Genomic DNA, 24,260 nt, shown 5'->3' on the forward strand with positions numbered 1-24,260 from the left:
GTTAAATGGCAGAAATTATAAGCATGCCCCGATTGAGCGATACCATGGAAGAAGGTACCGTGGCCAAGTGGTTAAAAAGCGTTGGCGATAAAGTTGAAGAGGGCGATATACTGGCTGAAATTGAAACGGACAAGGCCACTATGGAATTTGAGTCCTTTTATGAAGGAACATTGCTACATATTGGTATTGAAGAGGGAGATGGAGCTCCGGTAGATTCGCTTTTGGCCATTATTGGCGAAGAAGGCGAGGATATTTCCGGTTTGTTGAATGGTGAAGATGGAAGTACTTCAGAGGAATCGGAAGTTGAAAGTGCTTCGGAGGAATCTTCGGCAGATGAGGACGAAACGGAAGAAGAAGGTGGTGCGGAAATCCCTGAAGGGGTCGAAATTATAAAAATGCCACGTTTAAGCGACACTATGGAAGAGGGTACTGTGGCTTCCTGGTTGAAAAAAGTGGGCGATACTGTTGAAGAAGGGGATATCTTGGCGGAGATTGAAACCGACAAGGCCACTATGGAATTTGAATCATTTTATTCCGGTACTTTGTTGCACATAGGTATCCAGGAAGGAGAATCCTCTCCAGTGGATGCTGTTTTGGCAGTTATCGGTCCTGAAGGTACCGATGTGGATGCCGTGCTTAACAGTAAACCTTCATCAGGCAAGAAGAAAGCTAAAGCAGATGCTCCTAAAAAAGAAGAAGCTTCAAAGCCTTCAAAAGAAGAAGCTTCCAAACCAGTTGGAGATGGTAAAAGAATTTTTGCATCGCCCTTGGCCAAGAAAATTGCTGCTGATAAGGGTATAGATTTGGCAAGCGTATCCGGTTCTGGGGACAATGGTAGAATCATTAAAAAAGATATAGAAAATTACAAGCCTGAAGCTAAGGCCGAGCCAAAAGCAGCTAGCGATTCTGGGGCAGCCCCCAGTAAATCTGTTACTCCTATAAATCTACCGGTAGGTGAGGAGAGCGTAGAGGAGGTGAAGAATTCTCAAATGCGTAAGGTTATTGCAAAGCGCCTTTCAGAATCCAAATTCAGTGCTCCCCATTATTACCTTACTATAGAAGTAAGCATGGACAATGCCATGGCTTCCAGAAAGCAAATAAATGAGTTGCCAGAAACCAAGGTGTCCTTTAATGATATGGTAGTAAAGGCTTGTGCCATGGCACTTAAAAAACATCCTCAGGTAAATACGACTTGGAACGGTGATACTACTAAATATAACCACCATGTTCATGTTGGTGTAGCGGTTGCTGTCGAAGATGGATTGGTGGTGCCGGTATTGAAGTTTACCGATCAAATGTCTCTTTCCCAAATTGGTGCTTCGGTAAAAGATTTGGCGGGTAGGGCAAGAACTAAAAAGCTTACCCCTGCAGAAATGGAAGGCAGTACTTTTACAGTGTCTAATTTAGGTATGTTCGGTATTTCAGAATTTACTTCTATTATCAATCAACCTAATTCTGCCATACTTTCGGTGGGCGCTATCGTACAAAAACCAGTTGTGAAAGACGGGCAAATTGTAGTAGGTAATACTATGAAAGTAACTTTGGCATGTGACCATAGAACGGTTGATGGTGCCACTGGAGCTCAATTTTTGGCAACCTTACGTTCGTATCTAGAGAATCCGGTAACCATGCTGGCTTAGACGAATTATAAATTTTTTAAAATTGGGCATCTCGTTTTTTTCGAGATGCCTTTTTTAATTTCTAAATTGTAGCAAAATCTTTTATATGAAAAATGGAATTCTTTTGATGGCGTGTCTTTTGGCCATAGCATGTGGTTCAACCAAAGTGGAAGAATCCGTCACTTTGCAAAGCGGGGATGCCGTAAAATTTGATCGTGCCCTCATGGATGTTCCTAAAAAGGCCAGTGATTTGGAGGGAATTGCCCAAGCTTCAATTTCTCAAGTAAATTTTACAAGTGAAACGGAGGTTTCTACCATTATGAATTTTTTGGCTTCAGATGAGCTTGAAGGGAGAGACTCTGGCACCGCAGGAATTACCAAAGCGGCAGAATACATTGAGACCAATTTTAAAAATAATGGGGTAAAGCCCTTTTTTACCAGCTACAGAGATACGCTATCCAATTTTGAAAAGCCGGCATTTAATGTTGTTGGTTGGGTAGAGGGAAACGACCAGCAGCTGAAAAACGAGTATATAATTATTGGGGCACATTATGATCATATAGGTTTGATTGAACCAGAAAACGGTGATAAAATAGCCAATGGGGCCAATGATAATGCTTCAGGTACTACCACGGTAATGGAATTGGCCCGTTACTTTGGAAAGAATAGAACCAATAAAAGGAGTTTGCTGTTTGTCCTATTTAGTGCGGAAGAAAGAGGATTACTTGGGTCTAAACACTTAGCTCAAAAATTAAAGGATAGCTCTTTAAACCTGTATGTGCTACTCAATTATGAAATGGTGGGTGTTCCCTTGGTTGGTAAAGAATATCTCACCTATCTAACCGGTTACGAACAATCTAACCTAGCGGATGTAGTCAATAGTTATTCCGCTGGCACTTATACCGGATTTTTACCAAAGGCCAAGGAATTCGGGCTTTTTAAAAGGTCTGATAATTATCCTTTTCATGAAGTATTTGGAGTGCCTTCCCAAACATTTTGCACTTTTGATTTTACTAATTATAATTATTACCACAAAGTAGGTGATGAAGTATCCGAAATGGATTTTAATCATATGGCTAAATTGATTAACCAGAGCATTCCCGTTGTTGAAGGAGTTGCCAATTCTGCACAGAAAGAAATAAAGTACAACTAATGGCAAATGTTATTATAACTGGAACGAGTAGGGGAATAGGATTTGAGTTGGTAAAGCTATTTGCTGCAGAAGGACATCAGGTATTGGCTTTATCAAGAAACCACCAGCCTGTAGCTGATTTAAAACTTGATAATGTCACCTCTTTTTCATTCGATTTGGCAAAAACCTCAGATTTAGCAAAGCTTACGGCTTTCGTTAGTGATGAATGGGAGCAGGTAGATATTCTTATTAATAATGCCGGCAGTTTGCTTAATAAACCTTTCTTAAAAACCTCTGCCGAAGAATTTGAACTAGTGTATAGGGTAAATGTCTTTGGGGTTGCCTCAGTGACTCAGGCAGTTCTTCCAAAAATGCTAAAAAATGGACATGTGGTGACCGTTAGTTCCATGGGCGGAGTACAAGGTAGTATGAAATTTCCCGGACTTTCAGCATATAGTTCTAGCAAAGGTGCCGTTATTACCCTAACTGAGTTATGGGCAGAGGAGTTTAAGGATTCCGGTCCTTCATTCAATGTATTGGCATTAGGCGCTGTACAGACAGAAATGTTGGAAGAGGCTTTTCCGGGCTACAAAGCTCCGGTTACCGCCCTACAAATGGCTTCATACATCAAATCTTTTGCACTTACCGGAAATGAGCTATATAACGGCAAGATGCTTCAAGTGAGTAATAGTACACCTTAAATTACGGTAAATAAACGGTCCAAAATTGCCATGGTTTGCTCCGTGGCTCTATCTGGGGTAAGCGAGGTGTCCGAAATTCCGGAAACTACTTTAGTGATATTATGGTCGATTGTGCCGGGTTTTGACCAAGAGCTTCTAGGTGCTGCGGTTAGGTAGGCAGAAAAGTTGTGGTGGCCAGATCCTGGCCTTTCTCCAATTATATGTACTATGGCCTTGTTAAGAGAAGAGTTTTGGTCTTCTCCATACAATATTTCGCCACATGCATAACCCGCGCGTACGCGACCATGTTTAATGACAATATTCTCTCTGTTTACCGAATAGCCCTTGTTTGAAAGCTGTTTTTTTAGTTTGGATAGGTAGGGCAATAAATGATCTTCATCCATTAGTGCCAAAGGATTGAGTCCGTCTGAAATTATAAATTGAATATCTGGAACATTATTTTTCCATTTTGCTTTTAGATCTGTCAAAACAGATATGGCATCAGGAGTGAGTTTCTCTCCTGATTCTGGGTGGTACACATAGTCTTTCCTGTCCTTAGAGCTAGTGATAATGGGCATAGCTGCTGGAATCGATTTTACAAAAGTGTCTGTCATATTGGTCCATAAACTTTTCTTGGCATCCTCATAAAGCCACCTAACTTGCTTTTCTAATTCTGGTTCTAGGTTCCAAATATGCTTTCCGTAACCTTCCGAAATCGGAACACCACGTTCCCTAATTCTTTCAATACAATTTTTCCCTTCCTTTTTTATTTCGTTATAATCTCTTTGGTCTCCTTTTGCTTGGCAATATTTATAATAAACCCATGTAGGGTTTCCAAAATTATCTGTTGGTTGACCGTTGTGATCAATAATTTCTATGTCTTTGAAAAATTGCCATATGGCGTCATTAATCTTATAACCAAATTTTTCCCTTACCCTAACATGGTCACTAAAAGAGGTGGTCAAATAGCTGAGCATGGGGTCGTTTTTGGTAGGTAGGGCCATTAAATAGGCAGGGTTTGCCGGCATTATTTGGTCTATACACCAATCTAGGTCCTCTAAACTTACATCCATGTGCAAGGTGGAGCACACATCTAGACCAATGGTAAGACCATGTAGTTTTCCCATGACGATATCTTCCAAACAGCATCTCACCAGTTGTTCCTTGCTTTTAAAAACCTCTGGACCAATAAATCCTGCAACGTCGTTTACGTGCACCCAAGGTTTTTGAGTGTCCTTGTTCTGTTGCTTGAATTGTAAATCAAGGGCGCGCAAAAAACCATATTTTCTTGATTCATGTAACACTATGTCAAAACCGGCCCCATGACCATTGGTAAAATCAGCGCCTTGGCCAGTTTCGGCATATAGCCCATACAGGCCTGTCCGATTTTTTACGTGATTTTGCATTTTTTCAATGCTGAGGTCAAAGGTGTGGTTGGCATTAACCGTGCCTGCTAAACTTTGAAACCAAATTCCGGTCGTTCCAGGTTGAATTTTTTCAACTTCTGCCTGAACATCAATATGGGAAAGAACACAATTGGACATGGTTTTTTCTAAACCAAATACCGTTAAAACCTCAAATAAGGTTTTTTCGATATTGGCTACCGAGTCCACCTCACTACTAACGGGATTGGTTCCTAAAACCAAATCGCCCACGGCATAGGACCATGCATTAAATACCTGCCAAATTATATCTTCGGGGTTATCCGTTGGTGAGTTGGGTTGTACCCTGGCACTCAAATATCCTTTACTTCCAATTTTACTGTTCTCTAGCGGATTAAATACTTTTTGTCCAACATCAATAAGTTCGTCATTGGTCATGAGTTTTACCAAGCAACCTATACAATCACTCGTAAGTGCGGGCATGATTGCCTTAATTTCCGCTTCATCCTTACTTAAAATAAACGCTTTAAGTTCGGATAGCGTCCAATTACCTATAGATGTTGATTCTTTGGTGGTTGCTTTGATTAAGTGGTATAAATCATCCGTGTAAACACTATGATGGTCCAATTCTGAAATGGAAGTGTTACTCAGCAGTTGTCTGGCTCGTTCTCTAGATAGTATATCCTTAGCCGCAACTCCCAAACTGGCGTCTCCTTCCTTGAATTCATTGGCAGCTCCAATTATTTGTTGGTATGCAGTAAGATCAAAGCTTCCGTGTTTTCTCTTTATGTATTCAAAAATGGTTTCCTTGGGTTGGATAGTATCAATAGTAACACCGTAGGTATGTAGCGGTGAAAAGTTCTTTGAAGGAACTTGCGTTTGTGGCCAAAGGAAGGTTCCTGCGCCTAATAGTCCCATCTTGTTTAAAAAATCTTTACGGCTTATATGATCCATAGGAATATAGATTAATGGGTTATGATAAGCTGAGTCTCCACAAGTTAAAGATTTTTATTGAAGCCTTGCATTGATATAACCATTATTTAAAGTTCTTCTGTTATTTTTGTGAGCAGTGCATCACATTTTAAATAAATATTTGCCCGAAAGGGCCGTGCCTTCCTGTTTTGAGCTGATTCAGAAAACCGGAGTGCACCTAAAGATTGTCAACGAACGGGTTACCAGACACGGTGATTACCGAAGAATGTCTAATGGAAAGCATCAGATTACCGTCAATGCTACCTTAAACAAATACCGGTTTTTGATTACCCTTGTTCATGAGATTGCTCACCTAGTGGCATTTGAGAAATATGGGAGAGGAATAAAGCCCCATGGTATGGAATGGAAACGTACTTTTCAATATTTAATGCTTCCTTTCATACGGCCAGAAGTATTTCCTACACAACTTTTGCCCTTGTTGGCCAATCATTTTAAAAATCCAAAGGCAAGTAGTAGTACAGATGCAAAACTGTCTATTGCGTTGAAACAGTTTGATACACAACAATCAGATAAATCCTACGTTTTTGAATTACCTACCGGAAGTATTTTTAGACTATACAACGGTAAATTATATAAAAAAGGGAATAGAAGGGTAAAGAGATACGAATGTGTGGAGATTTCTACAGGAAGAATGTATCTTTTTCAGCCCAATGCTGAAGTAGAGTTGGTGGATTCTTAAATGAATCCCATTAAATAATTTCTAAATGTAACATAAAGTTATATTTGAACGTACTATTAATAAATATGAACCTTGGGGCAATTAAAAAGGTATCACTCATCAAACATGCCCTAAATCCAAACAACTATGAATAAGAATTATTACGCAGTTTTAATGGCCGGGGGTGTGGGGTCCAGATTTTGGCCCATTAGTACCTCCTCTTATCCCAAACAATTTCATGATATGCTTGGTACGGGAGATACGCTTATTCAAAAAACTTTTAAGCGCCTTAATAGATTCGTACCTACGGAGAACATTCTTATTCTTACCAACGAGCGTTACAATGATTTAGTGTTGGAGCAATTACCAATGGTAGACCAATCTCAAGTAGTATTGGAGCCTGCCATGCGTAATACGGCACCCTGTATCCTATATGCGGCACTAAAAATTCAGAAGATGAATCCAAATGGGGTTATGATCGTAGCTCCAAGTGACCATTGGATAGAAGATGAAGAAGCCTTTGCTAAGGATGTAACCACCTGCTTTGACAAATGTGAAAAGGAAGAAGTTCTATGTACGTTAGGTATTAAACCATCCTTTCCCAATACGGGTTTTGGATATATCGAGTTTGATAAAAATAGCGGTGAGGGTCTTAAAAAGGTACATCAATTTAGGGAAAAACCGGATTATGAAACCGCAAAGGAGTTTCTCGCACAAGGTAATTTTTTATGGAATGCAGGTATATTTATGTGGAGTGTAAAGACAATTGTCAACGCCTTTAAAAAGTACCAGCCACAACAGTTTGAGTTGTTCGATTCTGGAATGAGTTGTTATAATACTCCTGAGGAAAGGGAATATATAAAGGAGAATTATCCAAAGGCAGAAAATATTTCCATTGATTATGCCATATTAGAGAATTCTAAGTCCATTTATGTGTTACCTGCAACTTTTGATTGGAATGATTTAGGAACTTGGGGCTCTCTATACGATAAATTGGATAAAGATACCTCCAATAATGCAGTGGTAAATAGTCAGGTGTTGGCGCAGGATGCGTCGGGCAATATGATTCGATCTCCCAAGGATAAGGTGGTGGTCGTAGACGGGTTAAAGGATTATATTATAGTGGATAAAGAGGAAGTTTTACTAATTTATCCAAAGGAAAAAGAACAGGATATTAAAAAGGTGCTGGCCAAGGTGAAGGATACTTTTGGCGATTCTTACGCGTAATATGAGCGAAAAATTAAATCAGGATAATATTACCCCTACAGAGCAGCCAAAAGAAAGTGCAGAGGCTATAAAGAAAGACGCCAAGGGACTTTGGGAGAATTTGCGTAAATTTTTTAGGGAGCTGTTGGACATCAGGACCAATACGGACCAAGATGCTACCAAACAAGCGATTATTGCAGATATACCATTTAAAGGCCATACCTCTTGGATTCTTATCTGCTCCATCTTCATTGCATCTATTGGATTAAATGCCAATTCTACTGCCGTGGTTATTGGGGCCATGTTAATTTCTCCTCTTATGGGCCCTATCTTGGGATTGGGAATGTCCTTGGCAATCAATGATATAGATACACTAAGGAGGTCTCTCAAGAACTTTGGGGTAATGGTTGGGTTAAGTGTGCTTACCGCTTATCTATTCTTTGAGTTTTTTCCGTTACAGGATGAATCTTCTGAGCTTTTAGCGCGTACTGCTCCTGATATTCGGGATGTTCTTATCGCTTTTTTTGGTGGTCTGGCCTTGGTAATTGCACGGGCGAAAAAGGGTACCATTGCCAGTGTTATTTTTGGTGTGGCTATTGCAACGGCGTTGATGCCGCCACTTTGTACGGTTGGTTTTGGACTGGCCATTGGAAATTTGGGCTATGCTTTTGGTGCCATGTACCTTTTCATTATCAATACCATATTTATTGCCTTGGCAACTTTCTTGACCATAAAGTTGTTGAAATTCCCTATGGTGAGGTATGCCAACTCTGCCAGACGCAGGAGTATAGCTAGAATTGCTTCCGTGGTAGCCGTTCTGGTCATGGTACCCGCAGGATATACTTTTTACAAGGTATTTCAAGAGTCTATTTTTAAAAAGCAGGCAGCTGAGTTTGTTGATGCCACCATTGCCAAGTATCAGTTCACAGGCGGAGGCAGGTTTTTGAACAACTTCACCACTGTTGAATATAATGAAGGCGAAAATCCATTGATCGAAGTAGTATGTATGGGGAATGAAAATATTCCGCCCAATATTATCGCCTCATGGAATACCATGTTAAAGGAAGATGATGATTTCCCTCGTCTTAGGAATACGGAATTACATGTTATTCAAGGTGGGCAAAATGAACAAGTGGACCAATTGAAATATATTAATGAGCTTTATGAATCCCAGAAAAATCAAATTTCTAATAAGGACGAAAAAATAGCTTTATTGGAGGCCGAAGTGGGGCGTTTAAAAAGAATACAAACCAAACAAATACCTTTTTTGGATATCACAAAGGAGGCAAAGGCCAATTATGAGAATTTGGTTTCACTTCAATATGGGAAAGCAATAAGAAGCGATTTTAAAAAAATGGATACCCTTTCTATTTTTGAGCCGGTTTGGAAAGAAGGTTTGTCACCTTCAAAAAGAGCTGCCGAGAACAAAAAAATGCTTCAGTGGTTACAAGTTAGGTTAAAGGATACAACGGTACAGGTGCGTAATGCGCAATAAATTAATTGCGTTCTTCCAAATACATTTGCCGTACCTTTTTAAATAGGTCTGAAGAGTATACAAAATTGGTAACTGCTTCATTATCCGTTCTAAAGATGTCTTTATTAGTGCCCTCCCAAGCTTTAAGGCCATCTTTGAGGAAGATAATTTTCTTGCCAATTTCCATTACGGAATTCATATCGTGCGTATTGATAACGGTGGTAATTTCGTATTCTTCGGTAATTTCCTGAATTAAATTGTCTATGACAATGGCCGTTTTAGGGTCGAGTCCTGAATTTGGTTCATCACAAAAGAGGTATTTTGGGTTCATTACAATGGCCCTTGCAATGGCTACCCTTTTTTGCATCCCTCCGGAAATTTCGGAAGGGTACTTATGATGGGCGTCTACCAAATTCACCCTCTTAAGAACAAAATCGATACGATCTTGCATTTCTGATTTTGCTTGTTTGGTAAACATTTCAAGAGGGAACCTAACATTACCTTCAACCGTCATACTATCAAAAAGGGCACTTCCTTGAAATACCATCCCCATTTCCTGTCTTAGGTTTCTTCTTTCGTCAGTATTCAGCTTGCTATACGCCTTTCCGTCATAGCTAATGGTACCTTTCTCAGGGCTATGAAGACCTAACAAGCATTTAAGAAAAACGGTTTTTCCCGATCCGCTTTGGCCAATAATGAGGTTGGTCTGCCCTTTGTGAAACGTGGTGGAAACTCCCTTTAGGATATGTGCGTCTCCAAAAGATTTATGAATGTTGTCTACTTCAATCATTAGCCTAACAGGAGTTGGGTTAATATTCCGTTTAAAATGACAATGACAATACTTGTCCAAATAAATGAAGTGGTACTGGCCTTGCCTACATCCAGAGCGCCTCCTTTTAAGTAAAACCCATGAAATGAAGGTATGGTTGCCAAAATAAAAGCAAAGACCAATGTTTTTATGAAGGCGTAAGTAACATGAAAGGGGATGAAATCTAATGTAAGTCCCTCAGTGAAATCGGCACTGGTACTATGTCCGCCAAAAGTAGCGGCTACCCAACCGCCTAAAATACCAACGAACATGGAGACCGCTATGATAAAGGGGTACATTAAAAGAGCGACTATTTTAGGAAATACTAGATAGTTAAGCGCATTCACACCCATAACCTCCAAAGCATCTATTTGTTCTGTAACCCTCATAGTTCCTATACTCGAGGTAATGTAGGAACCAACTTTCCCTGCCATGATGATGGAACAAAAGGTAGGGGCAAATTCAAGAATAATAGATTGTCTTGTGGCAAAACCAACAAGATTCTTTGGGATAAGCTCACTGGTCATGTTGAGGGCGGTTTGTATGGCTACTACCGCCCCAATAAAAAAGGAAATGAAAATTAAAATACCTAAGGAACCAAAAATCAGCTCGTCTATTTCCTTTAATATCAACGACTTCATTATACGCCATTTAGTAGGTTTTTTAAAGACCTCTTTTATCATAATGGCGTAGCTGCCAATAGATGCTACGTAGTTCATGCAAAATTTGGTTTCTATTGGTAAAAATAGCAATTAGGAATTGATTTAACCTGCATTTAAACTTTAAAGGGGGAATTTATTTACTTTTGCCACAATTAAATCAAACATATGCCCAAGACATTTTCCACCCTATTATCACTTGCTTTTTCCAGCGTTTTTACCCTTTCGCTCACTGCTCAGAAAAGGGGAAAAGAAGAACCTGTACAGTTAAATGAGAAGCCAAAATTGGTAGTTGGTATCATCGTTGATCAAATGAGATATGATTACCTGACCCGTTTTTGGGACCACTATGGAGACGACGGTTTTAAAAGAATGGTTGAGGAGGGTTTTAACTGTAAAAATAACCATTACAATTATGCGCCAACAAGTACCGGGCCCGGTCATACCTCCGTTTATACGGGGACAACCCCTGCAACGCACGGTATTATTGGTAACAACTGGTATGATAAGGAAAGCGGCGAATCTGTTTATTGTGCTTCTGATGATACTTATAGTTCTGTTGGGACCACCACGGATGATGGTAAAATGTCACCGCATAGAATGAATGTGACTACCATTACAGATGAAGTGCGCTTAAGTACACAAATGAGAGGAAAGACAATTGCCATTGCCTTGAAGGACAGAGGTGCCGTACTTCCTGGAGGGCATACCGCCAATGCGGCCTATTGGTTTGCAGATGGTAAATGGATTACAAGTTCGTATTATATGAATTCGCTTCCTAAGTGGGTTGATAATTTTAATAGCAGTAATTACCTTAATGATTATAAAAAGCCGTGGGAAACCTTAAAGAAAATTTCTACCTATGTAGAAAGCGGTACGGATAATAATAAGTACGAAGGACTTTTTGATGGAGAGACGGCTCCTGTTTTCCCTCATGATTTGCCTAAACTTTGGGCTGCCAACGGAGAATACAACCTGTTGAAAGCTACCCCATTTGGAAACAGTGTTACCACAGATTTTGCTTTGCAGGCCTTGGAAGCTGAAAATCTTGGAAAAGATGACGATACGGATTTCTTGGCCGTAAGCTATTCCAGTACGGATTATGTGGGGCATATGTTTGGTGTAAATTCCAAAGAAATTCAAGATACCTATTTAAGGTTGGATGCGGATTTAGCACGGTTGTTCAAGGCTCTTGATAAAGAAGTGGGTAAGGGAGCGTATACCGTTTTTTTAAGCGCCGATCACGCTGCAATAGAGGTTCCATCTTACATAAAGGACCAAAAAATACCAGCTAACTATATAGAATGGGATAGCTTCAAAGAAAACTTTGAACAGTTTTTGGATTTTACCTTTGGTACCACGGATATCATCAAAAACTTTTCTAACTACCAATATTTTCTGGACCACGATGTGATTAAAAATTTGGATTTAAATGTTAGGGAGGTACAGGAGATGATAGCCAAAGAACTATTGAATTATGATGGCGTGGACAGAACTTATACGGCCTATCAAATGTGGCAGAACAATTATACCCACGGAATTCCTTATATACTTCAAAACGGCTACAATCAAAAACGTTCCGGTGATGTGTTGGTAGTACTCAAGCCCGGGACTATTAGTTACGGAAAAACCGGTTCTACCCACGGGTCTCCCCAAATTTACGATACCCATGTACCCCTACTGTTTTTTGGAAAGGGTGTGAAAAGAGGAAGTACCGTTGAAAGGACCGAAATTGATGATATAGCACCTACCATATCGGCGCTATTGGGCATTGCGTTCCCTAATGGAGCCACAGGAAGCCCCGTCCATCAAGTACTGGAATAGGCACGATGAAAAATGGTCCCATAGGCATATTTGATTCAGGGGTAGGAGGTACATCCATTTGGAACGAAATCCAAAAATTGTTACCCCAAGAGGATACGGTTTATTTGGCCGATAGCAAAAATGCTCCTTACGGCGAAAAATCATCCGCAGAAATACTTCAGCTAAGTATTAAAAACACTAAGCTACTTCTCGATAAGGGAGCAAAGATAATCGTAGTTGCCTGCAATACCGCTACCACGAACGCTATTGGATATTTACGGAAAAATTTTGATGTTCCCTTTATTGGTATAGAGCCTGCCATAAAACCTGCAGCTTTACAATCCAGGTCTAAAACCGTAGGCGTTTTGGCTACCAAAGGAACCTTGGCCAGTAGCCTTTTTCATAGCACATCTGAAAATCATGCTCGTGGAATAACGGTTATGGAACGTGAGGGAAAGGGTTTGGTACCTTTAATAGAGCAGGGTAAAGTTGATTCTTTTGAAACGAGGGAACTTTTGCGTTCTTATTTAGAACCTATGATTGAAAAGGGAATCGATTATCTGGTATTGGGTTGTACCCACTATCCTTATTTAATACCTGTTTTGAAGGAATTGCTTCCGGAGACGGTACAAATCATTGATTCTGGTGAGGCTGTTGCCAGACAGACCAAATCAATTCTTGAAAGGAACCAACTTCTAAATGATTCCCCTACAAAGGGATTTCATCAATTCTACACAAACGGAAACCTTTCGGTTTTGGATGGTTTTATAAAAAGGTCCTCAGTGAACTATAAAACTGAAAAAAGCGATTTTTAATTCAGTTTTCGCTCGTACGTAAGATAGGTGAAAGCAAATTTGTGCTTTTCATCTTTAGGGTGAAATTCATCGGATATCAATTGCCAAGTATCTTCCTTAATTTCGGGAAAAAAAGTATCTGCATACTTAAATGTAGCATGTACCCGGGTAAGTTCAATTTTCGTACTGAACGGTTCGGCAAGCTTATAAATTTCACCGCCCCCAATGATAAAAATAAGTTCAGTATGTTTTTCAAGCTCCAACGCCTCTTCCAATGAATGAACCACAATACAGCTATTATGTTGTATTGAATAATTGGTATCTCGGGTTATGACAATGTGTTTTCTATTGGGAAGCGGTTTTGGAAAGCTCTCAAAAGTCTTTCTGCCCATGATGATGGGATTGCCAGATGTTAACTTTTTAAAGCGCTTAAAATCATCAGGAAGGTGCCAAAGCAAATCCTTGTCCTTTCCTAAGGAGTTATCTTCGGCTGCCGCCGCTATCATACAAATGGTTTTCACAAAAATGGTTTAAGTAAGTTAACCGAAATAATAAAATTAAAATTTAGAAGGACTAGGGTTCCAAAGGTTTTTTATTGACTTTAGACACTGGAAAGTCGGTTTCAATTTCTTTCTGAAGCTCTGCAATACGCCTCTTCTGCTTGGCAACCAATTTTTCACGTTGCTGCCGTTCCCACTCCTTACCCATAAATTTTTGGGTAACAAAGACATTGAATACGTGTATGGCAAAAATAAACCCCCAAAAAGTAATGGCCCAAATAAACCAATCATACGTTTCCCAGTAGTTCAATATCTTGTTGATGAAAACAAGAAAAACACTTCCTATAAGAAAGATAACAAAGTGAACATAAAGCCGCTTTTTTTGTTTGATTCGGGTCTGCGCATTTTCCAGCAATTCATGCTGTTCCAATTCCACTTCGGTTTTTTTATTGCTTTTTGAAAACATGTATATGGTTATCTTTACAACAGTGCGTATTTCAAAGATACGGCAATTAGTTAGTTTCAAAATAGAGAGATGAAACAAGTACGCAAAGATTTTCCGGTTTTACAAAGATACCTATATGCGAATACGGCTTCTGCAGGACTGTTAAGCGAACCGTTAATGACCTGGAGGCAGGAACATGATTTGGATTTTTTAATTGGCGGAAGCAATTTTAAAACAAAAGCTACACAAGAATTATTACCGCAAGTTAAAGAAACCGTGGCTTCTTTCTTTGGTAGTAAATTGGAGAACACAGCCTTGGTACAAAGTTTTTCATTGGCCCTTAATATTTTGTTGGAAGGTCTTTCAAAAAATGAAAAGGTACTGTTGGTAAAGGATGATTATCCTTCTGTTAATTGGCCTTTTGAAAGTAGGGATTTTACTATTGATTATGCCATTTTGGATGCTAATGTAGAAGACCATATCCTAAAGAAACTAGAAACCGGAAGCTTTGGTGTTTTGGCTTTGAGCTTAGTGCAATGGGCCAGCGGGATTAAGATAGGCCTTCCATTTCTTAGAGAGGTGAAAAAAGCATATCCAAATTTATTGATAATAGTTGATGGAACCCAGTTTTGTGGAACAGCTGATTTTAATTTTGAGGCGGCTCCCATTGATGTATTGGGAGCCAGTGCCTATAAATGGCTTATTTCCGGTTATGGCAATGGGTTTATGTTGTTTAAAGATGGCATAGAAGAAAGATTTCATTTAAAAACCCTAGGTTTTTATGCCTCCAATGGAAATTTGGAAGGGAAAAATACTATTCCATTTTGCAAACACTTTGAACCTGGTCATTTGGACACCCTAAATTTTGGTAGCCTCAAATTTTCGCTAGAGTATTTAGAAAAAATTGGTTTGGAAACTATTGAAAGCCATCTAAAGAAATTGAGTTTAAAAAGCATGGAGGGGTTAAAGGAAATGAACCTATTATCAACTGAAATAGTTTCTCGAAAAGAACAAAGCACCATTTTTAATATCCCTGGAAATGAGGCCTATTTAAAGAAATTGGAAAGTAAAGATTTAGTTTGTTCACACCGGGGAAATGGTATTAGATTAAGTTTTCATTTTTATAACACGGAGGAAGATGTTGAGGAAACGTTAAAAATTTTACAATCAACTAGTTAGTTCTTAAATTATAGGAAAATACTTAGCGTGTTTTTTAAACGTAATAATTAAATGTTATCTAATAATTGCGAAAATGACAAAAATATCTTAAGCCTTGTATGTGAGGATATTAATATGTTAGTTTTGCTCAAACTTAACAGAAAAACAATTAGCAAATAAAAATTTTTTACCATGGCAATTACTAAACAGTATTTAAAGTCAAGACCGGTTTGTAAAGTAACCTTTACAGTACCTGCAGAAGATGCAAAAAAAGTAGCGGTTGTTGGGGATTTCAACAATTGGAAAGCAAGTAAGGATAGTTCGTTAAAAAAGTTGAAGAATGGAAACTTCAAGGGTACTTTGGAATTTCCAAAAGAATCATCCTACGAGTTCAAATATATCATTGACGGGGATTATGTAAACGAAGCGGAAGCTGACGGTTACAAATGGAACGATTACGCCGGTGGAGAAAACGCCATTCTTGAAGTATAGTTTTTCAAGAAAGAACTAATTAAAAAGCCGGTAACGAAAACTCGTTCCGGCTTTTTATGTTTAGGGCTCTATTTTTACACCTTTCCAAAAGGCTATTCTTCCTTTAATATCCCTTGCAAGTTCACTAACTTCAGGGTAATACCAAGCGGCATCCTCATTGATTTTGCCCTCTACCACTATGGAGTAATAGAACGCTACACCCTTCCATGGGCAGGTGGTGCGGGTATTACTTTTTTTAAAATATTGGCTCTTTATACTATCCGCAGGGAAATAGTGATTGTTTTCAACCACTTTGGTGTCCTCACTTTCCGCTAGTACAGCATTGTTCCAAATTGCTTTCATATCCTTCAATTTACATTGGTAGTGGCTTTAGGGATTAAAAACTTACCTAACAGTTTTTAATACATAGTTTTTAAAGAAGTGTTTTTTATCTGTGAACTCATCACAGATTTCCAAACCAGATTCTTGCGCCAGGCGTTTCATGGAAGCGTCGTCATATTTCTGTGATATTTCCGTATGAATGGTTTCCCAAGGCTCAAAGTTAACGGTTAGATCCAACAAGCCTATATGAACTTTTTGAGCTTTTTTGGAAACTAAGTAACTTTTTGCGGTACCGCTTTCAGGATTGTAGACTTCCCAATGTTTAAACTCGTCCAAGTCAAAATCAGCATCCATTTCAGTATTTATTCTTGATAATAAATTCTTGTTGAACGCTTCTGTAATTCCGGAAGCATCATTGTAGGCGTCCAAAACGGTCTGAGGGTTCTTTTTAAGGTCACAGCCTATAAAAAGCAAATCATTTTTATTCATCAAATTTTGAACATCCTTAAGGAAAAGAATGGCCTGATGGTGTAAAAGATTGCCAATATTGCTTCCTAAGAACATAATTATTTTACGCATGCCGTTTTCATCACTTAGCTCTTTAAGGGCTTCAAAATAAGTTCCTTGCTTTGGCACCACGTTTACTTGGGGTATTTCTTCCAAAAGTGATTTCTCAAGCCCTTGCAGCACATGGTGACTAATGTCTATGGGTTGATATTTAAAAGCTAGATTTTGGTGAACAAACTCTTTAAGTAAAACTTTGGTTTTCTTGCCGTCCCCTGCACCCAGTTCGATCAACTTAAAGGGTTGCCCATCTTTTGCGAACATTTGGGCTATCTCGTATTTTTTCTCTTTGAAAATTTGATACTCACATCCGGTGAGATAATATTCGGGCAGATGCATGATTTGCTGAAAAATAGCATCTCCCTTTTGGTCGTAAAAATATTTGGAAGAAAGGTGTTTAGGAAAATCGGTCAGTCCTTTTCGTACATCCTTTTCAAATTGGGTCTCTTTTATATCAACAATGGTTTCTTGCATAATAGGCGATGATAAATATGTATTATTTTGCTAATCTAAATCCGGTAAACTGCCAACGTAAGGGCGGTTGAAAGAAATTTCTATAGGTGGGCCTTGAATGATTGCTGGGTGTTGCCACCGAAGCTCCCCTGAGCACCTTCTGGTTGACCATAAACTTTCCGTTATACTCGCCTAAGGCACCGGGTGCTTTTTGATAGTTAGGGTAGGGCAGGTAGGCACTTTCCGTCCATTCCCATCTTTTGCCCCACGGAAAAAAGTTCTGTGCTGTTTCCCATTCAAATTCAGTGGGTAGCCTGCATCCTTTCCACTGGGCATAGGCATAGGCTTCATAATAGGATATATGGGTGACAGGAGCGGCCATATCAATTGGAATAAGACCCTGTAAAGTATAATGGAACCAATTTCCATCTACCAAATGCCAGTACAAGGGGGAACTGATATTATTCGTTTTGATCCAATCGAGACCTTCTGAATGCCAATTTTCAAAATTTTCATAGCCCCCATGATAAATGAATTCTAAGAATTCACCGTTGGTCACCAATTTGTTGGAAATTAGATAGGATTGCAAAAATACTTGGTGCCTGCCCAACTCATTGTCATAAGAAAAGGAGTCCGTACTGTGACCTATGGGGTGGATTCCCTCCTCCATAGTTAGCCATTCCTGCAAGTGGTTTTCAGGTTCATGTTCCAAAAAGTCCTTAGAATATACTGGGAGTAATGGATTGTTTCCCAAAATGTATTTGATGTCCGTAACCAATAACTCCTGATGCTGTTTTTCATGGTGGATACCAATTTCCAATAAATCGTTCAAGAATTTTTCCTGCGGTTCTTGAAACATTTCATTGATGGCCCTTGTAACATACGCTCGGTATTCATAGACTTTCTTTACGGAAGGGCGGGACAAATTACCCCTATTGGAACGAACTACTCTCTTTCCTACCGATTCGTAATAGCTATTGAATACAAAGGCAAAATCCTCATTATATAATTGATATTCCTTGCTATGGGGTTTAAGAATAAACTCTTCAAAAAACCAAGTGGTATGCCCCAAATGCCATTTGGGCGGAGATACATCAACAATAGGTTGTACCACGTAATCCTCCGTTTCCAAAGGTTTGCAAATTGTCTCGGTATAGTCTCGTGTTTCTATAAAAAAGTCAAGTAGAGAATCGGTAAGTATCATCAAAATAGGATTTCAACTAAAGGTACGGATAATGGACTTTTTAAAATTAGCCCATAAAAGTTTAAGGTTAGTTCAAATAAACAACATCATAGCATTAAGGAATTGGTAATTATTCCCTATTTTCATGCCTTAATCACAACTAAAACTACTAAAATGTTAAGAAAAGTTTGCTTTGGGATGCTCTTGGTTTTTGGAGTATCTCAATGGGGCATGGCCCAAGAAGTAAAGTTAAAGAAGGCCTTTAACGGCAAAAATTTTAAGGGGTGGGTAGAACCTGAAAATAACGTTTGGTGGACCATCAATGACGGTGTTCTAAAGACAAAAAGCGACCCTGAACAAACCGGATCTATTCTTTGGACAGATAAGAACTATAACGACTTCGTTGTGGAAACAGAGTTCCTTTACGGTGAGGGTACCGTAGATACCGGTATATTCTTGCGCGAGGAAACACAGCAAATTCAGATGGGTATCTCAGGTTCTTTAAAAAGAGATATGACCGGTTCACCCTATATAGTAGGAAAGGGATATCCGGTAGAGGCCGAAGGTGTCGCTGAAATACTAAAGCCCAATGACTGGAATACTATCAAAATAAAGGCAGTTGACAATGTGTACACCGTATGGCTTAATGGAAAGGAAGTAGTGACCTATACTTCTGAAAATGTTCCGGAAGAGGGACCTATAGGATTACAGTTGCACCCCGGAAGAGATATGACCGCTAGTTTTAGAAACATAAAAATTGGAGAAATAAAATAACCGATGAAACTTAACTACCAACATAATTCGTATAAAATGAAATCAAGAATTTTTAATTTTCGCTCCATTGTGCAAACGATTACATTTTCGTTGGCCTTAAGTATGATAGCGTGCAAGGGTGAACCTAAAAAAGAAGAAACCGTTATGCCGGAAGAAACTGAAAAAAGAATTCAACTAGTCACCGATGAGGCAGGTAGAAAGGTAGACGTAATGATTGATGGTAACTTGTTTACTTCCTATCGATATCCAACAAACATCAAAAAACCGGTACTGTACCCCCTCGTAACCCCTAAGGGCACCAAAATTACCCGTAAGTTTCCATTAGAGCCTTCCGTCGGGGAGCGGGTAGACCATCCGCACCACGTGGGAGTATGGTTCAATTACGGAGATGTAAACGGACTTGATTTTTGGAACAATAGCGATTCAATAGCCGTTGAAAAGCGAGAGGACTATGGTACCATTATCCACAAAACTATTGAGGCAACTGAGGATGGGGATGATGAGGCCCAACTTAAAGTTTCCATGGAATGGCAGGCACCAAATGGAGATGTACTTTTAAATGAAAACACCACTTTTGTTTTTAGGGGAAAGGATAATGTGTACACCATTGACCGAATTACCAAGCTAACGGCAAACAAGGAAGACGTTCTGTTTAAGGATAACAAAGAAGGAATGTTGGGTATTAGGGTGACAAGAGCTTTGGAATTGCCTTCTGATGAGCCTGTAGTCTTTACCGACGCCAGTGGCAATCCCACGCCTGTGGCAGTTCTTAATAATGAGGGTGTGAACGGTAATTACATTAATGCCGATGGTATTGAAGGTTTGGATACTTGGGCCAAACGTTCTAAATGGGTGAATCTGCATTCAACTATCGGCGATGAAAAAATTGCCTTGGTGGTAATGGACCATAAAGACAATGTTGGGTATCCAACCTACTGGCATTCGCGTGGCTACGGGCTTTTCGCTGCCAATCCGCTGGGTCAGAATGTCTTTAGCAAGGGCAAAGAAACTCTCAATTTTGAGCTTAAAAAGGGCGAGAGCACTACTTTCAAGCACCGAATTGTAATAGCGAACGGAGATGTTTCCTCTGAAGAAATAAACACCATGCACGAAGATTTCGTGAAGTAGAAGAAAGGTACAACCATAAAAAATCCGGATGGTGCGAACTATCCGGATTTTTATTTTCTGTATGATCAAATTTAAACGGCCACTACACCTTTAATATGAGGGTGTGGGTCGTAATTCAACAGGGTGAAGTCTTCAAACTTGAAGTCAAAAATATCTTTTACCTCCGCATTCAGTACCATGCTTGGCAGTGGTCTAGGTTCGCGGCTTAATTGCAATTCCACTTGTTCCATATGGTTATTGTAAATATGGGCATCCCCAAAAGTGTGAATGAAATCTCCTGCTTCATATCCGCAAACCTGGGCCATCATCATAGTGAACAAAGCATAGGAAGCGATATTGAAGGGTACGCCCAAAAAAATATCGGCACTGCGCTGGTATAGCTGGCAAGAAAGTTTTCCATCGGCTACATAAAACTGAAAAAAAGCATGGCAAGGTGGCAATGCGGCTTTTCCGTTCGCAACGTTTTCACTAAACGATTTAGATGTATCCGGAAGCACACTGGGGTTCCAAGCAGAAACTAACATTCTTCTGCTGTTGGGATTATTTTTTAGGGAGGAAATGACTTCCTTGATCTGGTCGATCTCATCATTGTTCCAATTGCGCCATTGATGACCATAAACTGGGCCTAAATCCCCATTTTCATCCGCCCATTCGTTCCAGATTCTTACTCCGTTTTCCTGAAGATAAGCAATATTGGTATCGCCCTTTAAAAACCAGAGTAGTTCATAAATAATGGACTTTAGATGCAATTTTTTGGTGGTCACCATCGGGAAACCCTCGCTGAGGTCAAACCGCATTTGATAGCCAAAAACACTTTTTGTTCCTGTACCGGTACGGTCACCTTTCTGGTTGCCGGTTTCCAATACGTGCTTGAGTAAATCGTGATACTGTTTCATGGTAACGGTAAAAGTATGAGATCAGCCAAGTACTTTCAATAGAATTTAACGGCTAGTTATTCAGCATTTATTAACTGCCTTATTTGTTCTTATGTTTTTGCATAAGCGAAAAAATTACCAGTCAAGCATGAATTAAAGTATGAATAGAATTGGATTTGACACTAAAGTACTTCAGCTTCGTGAAATTGAATATGAGGACTAGTTCCTTCCGCAGCTGATCAAATACATAGGTTGGTCTTCTTGAATTTCGGTAATTTCTAAACGTCCATAAGAACTAAAATCGTTTTTGATAGTTTCCTCATCATAAAAATTATGGGCGCTCCTTTATGTATTTCGTAACGGTCTTTTTCCAATAGGGTTCCTTTTCCGTAAGAATCTGCATTTTTAGAAATTGCGGTAAAGACCATCCGTCCGTTTGGTGAAAGCTGTTTAAAACAATTTTTTATAAACTGTAGTCGGGTAGGATGGTCTAATAGATGTATAAGAGCGTGGCTATAAATTCCATCATAAGTTTTTGAATCGTAGGGCATTGCGTTTACGCTGCCATGGTAAATGGTGGCTTTGTCGCCCAAATACTTGGATGCCATGGAAATGGCAGATTCGGAGATTTCAATTCCTGTAATATTCATTCCGCTCTCTAAAAAAGGTTGGACGTTTCTTCCGTAGCCTATACCGGGAATCAAAATGTTCTTCAATTCTTTTTTTGAAAAAAGTTCAGCGGTCAATTTTGCGGAATGGCAAGGTGCTGCTCCCCACATTTCTTTTTTCTGTTTAAAGCTTTCTTCCCAAAAATTGCTCATATTAATTGATTTTGGAGCCATAAAATTTTTGTCATAGCGTTTTGCAGATCGATACTGTCTTTAGCTACTTGTTGAGGCCCACCGTGAATATTTCGATTATAAGGCAGGTTGTAAAAATGTTTCATGCGAAAGTTCCATATTGGCAACGGCTCCGGCAATATTTCCGCTGCTCACGGCATAGGCAACGGAGCGAAGGCGAACCGTACTGTCCCCACAGGCAAAAATTCCGTCTATGTTCGTTTTTTGAAATGGGTCTACGGAGAGATGCCCCATATCAGTTAGTTCGCAGCCAAGTTGCTGGGGAATATCGCTATGCTGTTCAAAGGGTACGGGAGCGTAAAGAGCGGTCAGTTCAAAATCACTACCATCTTCGAAAACGAGCTTGTTCAAGTAACCCTTTTGATGTATGATTTCTTTAACGGGCGTATCTACCACTAAAATGTTATTGGCTGTCAGCATTTGAAGCTGTTGTTCGTCTAATTGATATTCCCCATTGGTAAATACAGTTAAGTCGGTTGTCAAATTTTTTATTAAAGGGGTCATATGCAAAGCCACTTCGAGGTTCGTCATAATTCCCGTTTTTTGTTGGCGGACTTCGTAACCGTGGCAGTAAGGACAGTGGATTACGGAAATTCCCCAACAATCCGAAAAACCTTTAATATTGGGCATTAGGTCTTTTACACCGGTGGCAAAAATCAGTTTTTTAGCGGTGTACTCCTTTTGTGATTCGGTAGTGATGACAAAACGGTCGTCTATCTTTTGACCACGAATCGCCTTGTCTTCTATAAACGAGACCGTTTTATATTGTAGCACCTGTTCTTTGGCAACGGAGGATATTGCTGCTGGAGTTTGACCATCTTGAGTGATAAAATTGTGGGAATGTGGGGTTTGGCGGTTGCAGGGTCGGCCACTATCTATGATCAATACCTTTCTTAAAGAACGTCCTAAGGCCATAGCCGCTGAAAGTCCGGAATAACTTCCACCTATTATAATAACATCAAATGCATTTGACTGTTCCATCGTTTTTGATTTTAGCTAGGCAAAGCTAGTAAATTGTTTGTTAATGCGAATGGGTTGCAATAATAATATTTGTAGGCCGTACTCATTTATCGGAGAAATCTTTGATCAGGAGAAAGAAAAGAGTTTCACCGAACTTAATTATGTACCTTGGGTAGTTTAAAAACGGAAGTTAATTGCAGTTGTGACCAATAAAACTAAGAAACCAAAAACACCTTGGCCCACCAAAGACGCTATGATTCAGATTTACGAAAACCATTTGTGGGGCGGTCCGGAGCATTTATTTTATTCTGGCGATGGATCACATGAGGAGCATTTGGTTGCCCCTTGGCTGCAAGTGGTTCAAGATTGTTTAAGCAGTTTTAAAAGCCCTATTTCCGTTTGTGATTTGGGCTGCGGCGATTTTAATGTTGGCAAACAACTTCTACCGTACTGCAGTAGTTATACGGCTGTGGATATCGTGCCCGATTTGATAGCTCATCACCGGGAAGAAAATATCGCGGCGAATTTAATTTTTCAATGTCTTGATATTGCCAAGGATGCACTTCCAGTGGCGGATTGTGCCATTTTACGCCAAGTTTTACAACATTTATCCAATGCGGAAATTTTAGCGATTACCCAAAAACTTGTTCAGTACAAGTATGTGATTATCACCGAACACCTACCGGAAGGTGAATTTGAAGCGAATGTCGATATCATCTCAGGTCAGGGAATCCGGCTTAAAAAAGGAAGTGGGGTAGATGTATTACAACCTCCTTTTAGTTTGCATGTGACATCCGCTAAAAAACTTTTAGAAGTGATTCCAAGAGACGGAAAGGGAAGGATTGTTACTTGGTTGTATGAAATATGATTAAGATTCTGAAAGATAAACCTCGTTCACAATTTTAGGGTTTCTTGTAATTAGTTCCTTAGTAAAGGCAATCTGATTTTCAGGGGATATTATCAGTATCCCGAATTCACCGTAGCGCAGTTCTAATCTTTTTAAAGATGGTGCTGGCGAAGACATTAGATTATTACTTTTCCTGATAGACTTAAACTTTTTAATGTCGTAATTTTTATTAAACAAAAGGCCACATTTGACATTTAAAATATGTTTACTTGTGAATGTATAGGTAGTGGCCAAGTTCAAATAGAGTACGAATAATATAATTAGAAAGTTAATGACGCCAGTAGTTAAAATAGCTTCAATAGGTTCTTCTTGGTAAATCATAAATCCTAGAATACCTATGAAAAGGATGGTTACAAACCAAAGTAGAGTATATCCGAATTTGGATTTAAAGGTTTTCATTATGATAATATAATTGAAAGAAAATTATTTTAC

At 39.3% G+C, this 24,260-nt stretch carries 25 protein-coding genes; 13 read left to right on the forward strand and 12 right to left on the reverse strand.

The annotated features are described in order from the left end of the window. The first annotated feature begins 5 nt into the window (after positions 1-5). The 3 genes from IL355_RS17710 (at position 6) to IL355_RS17720 (ending at position 3,452) form a co-directional block, all read left to right on the forward strand. The gene (locus IL355_RS17710) at positions 6-1,640 is read left to right on the forward strand and encodes a pyruvate dehydrogenase complex dihydrolipoamide acetyltransferase (protein WP_192463427.1); all 1,635 of its coding nucleotides are present in this window, start codon (positions 6-8) and stop codon (positions 1,638-1,640) included. Between the two features lie 85 nt (positions 1,641-1,725). Continuing rightward, on the forward strand, positions 1,726-2,772 hold the full coding sequence (locus IL355_RS17715) for a M28 family metallopeptidase (RefSeq protein ID WP_192463428.1): 1,047 nt from the start codon (positions 1,726-1,728) through the stop codon (positions 2,770-2,772). After that, entirely contained in the window at positions 2,772-3,452 is a 681-nt protein-coding gene (locus tag IL355_RS17720; RefSeq protein ID WP_192463429.1) for an SDR family NAD(P)-dependent oxidoreductase, read from the forward strand. The genes IL355_RS17715 and IL355_RS17720 overlap by 1 nt, the downstream gene beginning before the upstream one ends. Here the strand turns inward: IL355_RS17720 and eutB are convergent. Beyond that, entirely contained in the window at positions 3,449-5,767 is a 2,319-nt protein-coding gene (gene eutB / locus IL355_RS17725; protein WP_192463430.1) for an ethanolamine ammonia-lyase subunit EutB, read from the reverse strand. The two genes, IL355_RS17720 and eutB, sit on opposite strands and share 4 nt — an antisense overlap. A 115-nt stretch (positions 5,768-5,882) precedes the next feature. Between eutB and IL355_RS17730 the strand changes: the two genes are divergently transcribed. The 3 genes from IL355_RS17730 (at position 5,883) to IL355_RS17740 (ending at position 9,165) form a co-directional block, all read left to right on the forward strand. Beyond that, positions 5,883-6,485, forward strand: coding sequence for a SprT-like domain-containing protein (locus IL355_RS17730; RefSeq protein ID WP_192463431.1), 603 nt, complete (start codon positions 5,883-5,885; stop codon positions 6,483-6,485). A gap of 126 nt (positions 6,486-6,611) precedes the next feature. After that, the gene (locus tag IL355_RS17735) at positions 6,612-7,691 is read left to right on the forward strand and encodes a mannose-1-phosphate guanylyltransferase (RefSeq protein WP_192463432.1); all 1,080 of its coding nucleotides are present in this window, start codon (positions 6,612-6,614) and stop codon (positions 7,689-7,691) included. 1 nt (position 7,692) lies between these two features. Further along, complete coding sequence (locus tag IL355_RS17740) at positions 7,693-9,165, forward strand: DUF389 domain-containing protein (RefSeq protein WP_192463433.1); 1,473 nt, start codon at positions 7,693-7,695, stop codon at positions 9,163-9,165. Position 9,166: 1 nt separating this feature from the next. Here the strand turns inward: IL355_RS17740 and IL355_RS17745 are convergent, their stop codons facing one another. After that, a complete protein-coding gene (locus IL355_RS17745; protein ID WP_192463434.1) occupies positions 9,167-9,934 on the reverse strand; it encodes an ABC transporter ATP-binding protein in 768 nt (255 codons plus the stop codon). Further along, positions 9,934-10,671, reverse strand: coding sequence for an MlaE family ABC transporter permease (locus IL355_RS17750; protein WP_192463435.1), 738 nt, complete (start codon positions 10,669-10,671; stop codon positions 9,934-9,936). The genes IL355_RS17745 and IL355_RS17750 overlap by 1 nt, the downstream gene beginning before the upstream one ends. A gap of 108 nt (positions 10,672-10,779) precedes the next feature. On the opposite strand from IL355_RS17750, the gene pafA reads away from it, so the two are divergent. Together pafA and murI are read left to right on the forward strand one after the other, a co-directional pair. Continuing rightward, positions 10,780-12,435 (forward strand): alkaline phosphatase PafA, encoded by a 1,656-nt coding sequence (pafA, locus tag IL355_RS17755; protein WP_192463436.1) that lies wholly within the window; start codon positions 10,780-10,782, stop codon positions 12,433-12,435. 5 nt (positions 12,436-12,440) lie between these two features. Next, positions 12,441-13,229 (forward strand): glutamate racemase, encoded by a 789-nt coding sequence (murI, locus tag IL355_RS17760; RefSeq protein WP_192463437.1) that lies wholly within the window; start codon positions 12,441-12,443, stop codon positions 13,227-13,229. On the opposite strand, the gene IL355_RS17765 is transcribed toward murI, so the two are convergent. Next, on the reverse strand, positions 13,226-13,714 hold the full coding sequence (locus tag IL355_RS17765; protein WP_192463547.1) for a dihydrofolate reductase: 489 nt from the start codon (positions 13,712-13,714) through the stop codon (positions 13,226-13,228). The two genes, murI and IL355_RS17765, sit on opposite strands and share 4 nt — an antisense overlap. Before the next feature lie 67 nt (positions 13,715-13,781). After that, positions 13,782-14,174, reverse strand: a complete 393-nt coding sequence (locus IL355_RS17770; RefSeq protein WP_192463438.1) for a 2TM domain-containing protein — start codon at positions 14,172-14,174, stop codon at positions 13,782-13,784. Between the two features lie 69 nt (positions 14,175-14,243). Between IL355_RS17770 and IL355_RS17775 the strand changes: the two genes are divergently transcribed. Further along, positions 14,244-15,332 (forward strand): aminotransferase class V-fold PLP-dependent enzyme, encoded by a 1,089-nt coding sequence (locus IL355_RS17775; RefSeq protein WP_192463439.1) that lies wholly within the window; start codon positions 14,244-14,246, stop codon positions 15,330-15,332. 171 nt (positions 15,333-15,503) lie between these two features. Next, positions 15,504-15,803, forward strand: a complete 300-nt coding sequence (locus IL355_RS17780; protein WP_192463440.1) for an isoamylase early set domain-containing protein — start codon at positions 15,504-15,506, stop codon at positions 15,801-15,803. A 60-nt stretch (positions 15,804-15,863) separates the two neighbouring features. Here IL355_RS17780 and IL355_RS17785 read toward each other — a convergent pair whose 3' ends face one another. Genes IL355_RS17785 through egtB form a run of 3 tightly spaced genes read right to left on the reverse strand, consistent with a single transcriptional unit; the run spans position 15,864 to position 18,345 of the window. Continuing rightward, positions 15,864-16,145 (reverse strand): DUF427 domain-containing protein, encoded by a 282-nt coding sequence (locus IL355_RS17785; RefSeq protein ID WP_192463441.1) that lies wholly within the window; start codon positions 16,143-16,145, stop codon positions 15,864-15,866. Between the two features lie 42 nt (positions 16,146-16,187). Then, entirely contained in the window at positions 16,188-17,162 is a 975-nt protein-coding gene (gene egtD, locus IL355_RS17790) for an L-histidine N(alpha)-methyltransferase (RefSeq protein ID WP_192463442.1), read from the reverse strand. A 22-nt stretch (positions 17,163-17,184) separates the two neighbouring features. Next, entirely contained in the window at positions 17,185-18,345 is a 1,161-nt protein-coding gene (egtB, locus tag IL355_RS17795; RefSeq protein ID WP_192463443.1) for an ergothioneine biosynthesis protein EgtB, read from the reverse strand. 153 nt (positions 18,346-18,498) lie between these two features. Here egtB and IL355_RS17800 point away from each other — a divergent pair, with 153 nt between their 5' ends. Then, the gene (locus tag IL355_RS17800; RefSeq protein WP_192463444.1) at positions 18,499-19,098 is read left to right on the forward strand and encodes a 3-keto-disaccharide hydrolase; all 600 of its coding nucleotides are present in this window, start codon (positions 18,499-18,501) and stop codon (positions 19,096-19,098) included. Between the two features lie 36 nt (positions 19,099-19,134). Then, positions 19,135-20,226 (forward strand): DUF6807 domain-containing protein, encoded by a 1,092-nt coding sequence (locus IL355_RS17805; protein ID WP_225621323.1) that lies wholly within the window; start codon positions 19,135-19,137, stop codon positions 20,224-20,226. Positions 20,227-20,297: 71 nt separating this feature from the next. Here IL355_RS17805 and IL355_RS17810 read toward each other — a convergent pair whose 3' ends face one another. The 3 genes from IL355_RS17810 to IL355_RS17820 all read right to left on the reverse strand — a co-directional run bounded on the left by IL355_RS17810 (position 20,298) and on the right by IL355_RS17820 (position 22,942). Beyond that, positions 20,298-21,122 carry a thymidylate synthase gene (locus IL355_RS17810; RefSeq protein WP_192463445.1) on the reverse strand — a complete coding sequence of 275 codons (825 nt, stop codon included), beginning with the start codon at positions 21,120-21,122 and terminating at the stop codon, positions 20,298-20,300. Positions 21,123-21,379: 257 nt separating this feature from the next. Further along, a complete protein-coding gene (locus IL355_RS17815; RefSeq protein WP_225621324.1) occupies positions 21,380-21,922 on the reverse strand; it encodes a class I SAM-dependent methyltransferase in 543 nt (180 codons plus the stop codon). Between the two features lie 96 nt (positions 21,923-22,018). Further along, complete coding sequence (locus IL355_RS17820; RefSeq protein ID WP_192463446.1) at positions 22,019-22,942, reverse strand: NAD(P)/FAD-dependent oxidoreductase; 924 nt, start codon at positions 22,940-22,942, stop codon at positions 22,019-22,021. A gap of 181 nt (positions 22,943-23,123) precedes the next feature. Between IL355_RS17820 and IL355_RS17825 the strand changes: the two genes are divergently transcribed. Then, positions 23,124-23,789 (forward strand): class I SAM-dependent methyltransferase, encoded by a 666-nt coding sequence (locus tag IL355_RS17825; RefSeq protein ID WP_317175514.1) that lies wholly within the window; start codon positions 23,124-23,126, stop codon positions 23,787-23,789. On the opposite strand, the gene IL355_RS17830 is transcribed toward IL355_RS17825, so the two are convergent. Continuing rightward, the gene (locus tag IL355_RS17830; protein WP_192463447.1) at positions 23,790-24,227 is read right to left on the reverse strand and encodes a PH domain-containing protein; all 438 of its coding nucleotides are present in this window, start codon (positions 24,225-24,227) and stop codon (positions 23,790-23,792) included. Between the last annotated feature and the right edge of the window lie 33 nt (positions 24,228-24,260).

This window comes from Euzebyella saccharophila, from assembly GCF_014855495.1.
GTDB lineage: Bacteria > Bacteroidota > Bacteroidia > Flavobacteriales > Flavobacteriaceae > Euzebyella > Euzebyella saccharophila.